Consider the following 1,487-nt stretch of genomic DNA (forward strand, 5'->3'; position numbering starts at 1 on the left):
AAAATGACGACCTGTGAGGGAGACTAGCGACCGAGCAATGAATGCGGAGCATTCTTCCTGTCATCCGCAAAAAGCACCCTTGCGTTTTACGTGAGGGTGCTTTTATTGGTGCATAAGGATGGCAGGAATCGAAGCTTGAGAAGGAAGAGGAATGGTGGCAAGCCATTCAAATATGCTAAATGCATATCATATCATTACTTTAATATGACTAAAAACTAATTTAAGTTTGTACTAATTAACAGTGTTAAAAAGTTAATAAATCTCATAAGAATATATAAATCAATTTACATTATTCTTAGGAGGTTAACATGAATAAAGAAATGAATATACTCACTGTAATCCTATGTTGTAGTCTTATATTAATAATATTTACTGGTAGTTATAAATATGATCAAGAAGCTATAGTAAAATCTTTAGAAAAGTATCAGGAACATCATAAGATATATCACGATGCTTATAATGGATTCGTGAAAGTAAATATTATAAGCGTTAAAGTTGAGTCAGAAAGTACTAAAATCTCGTTAAGATCTGATGATATTAAAGACATACATGGAATTTATTATGTTAAATTCGATACATATTTTAAATACATAAAGCTTTACGAAGATTATTCGGTAATTACTGTGTCTACTAATATACCGCCAGAAGAAGCTTTGAGTTGGATCGACAATAGATTAGAAGATGCTCCAAAGGGAGAATATGAAATTAATAATAAGACAATCACATTTACCACAGTTCAGGAAAAACCGCATGGAGATACTGTTGAGGTAATTTATAAAGGGACTACAAAAAATGGGAAGCTATATCTAAGCTCATATAGCAAAAGTACTAAGAATAGACGTGTATTAGTATACGATTATTTTAAAGAAAAACAATAATTTTTACTTGATTTATTTTGAGTATATGCTATAATAATAAACGTTGATAATATTTGTACAAGCTAGTAGAGAACCAAAAATCGAAGATTTTTTCGTGAATCACTTAGTACGGCAAACTAAAGTATTACACAATACTTGTCGAACACAATTATAACTTAATACATTTATGCGAAAGTGGCTCAGTGGTAGAGCATCGCCTTGCCAAGGCGAGGGTCGCGAGTTCAAATCTCGTCTTTCGCTCCAATTTCAAACTCTCAATCTCTTAGGAGATTTTTTTAATGCGAATACAATGAACCAGGAGTCTGCTAAAAAAAAATAAATTGCTAATAAATCTTAAAAATGCTAAAATATATTTTGTTGATGTAATTCGCGCCTTTAGTTCAATTGGATAGAGCGTTTGGCTTCGAACCAAAATGTTGGGGGTTCGAGTCCCTCAGGGCGCGCCAAAGAAAGCTACCTCATGTAAAGAGGTGGCTTTCTTTGATGTAACCGAGGGACTCGAACCCTGAGAGGGAAGAGGAAAGTTGTCGAAGACATCAAAATATACTAAATGTATAATTTGAAGAGACGACCTGCGAAGGAGACTATGCGACAGAGCAGACTGGTGCT

General features: G+C 33.9%; 1 protein-coding gene and 2 tRNA genes. All 3 read left to right on the forward strand.

Annotation, left to right across the window (positions count from 1 at the left end):
- Positions 1–308: 308 nt before the first annotated feature.
- The 3 genes from GC105_RS16595 (at position 309) to GC105_RS16605 (ending at position 1,324) form a co-directional block, all read left to right on the forward strand.
- Positions 309–878, forward strand: coding sequence for a hypothetical protein (locus GC105_RS16595; protein ID WP_152807052.1), 570 nt, complete (start codon positions 309–311; stop codon positions 876–878).
- Between the two features lie 168 nt (positions 879–1,046).
- Positions 1,047–1,121: transfer RNA gene (locus GC105_RS16600), tRNA-Gly, on the forward strand.
- A gap of 126 nt (positions 1,122–1,247) precedes the next feature.
- A tRNA-Arg gene (locus tag GC105_RS16605) sits at positions 1,248–1,324 on the forward strand.
- Positions 1,325–1,487 lie beyond the last annotated feature (163 nt).

The organism is Alkalibaculum sporogenes (assembly GCF_009362815.1).
In the GTDB taxonomy this organism is placed as follows: domain Bacteria; phylum Bacillota; class Clostridia; order Eubacteriales; family Alkalibacteraceae; genus Alkalibaculum_A; species Alkalibaculum_A sporogenes.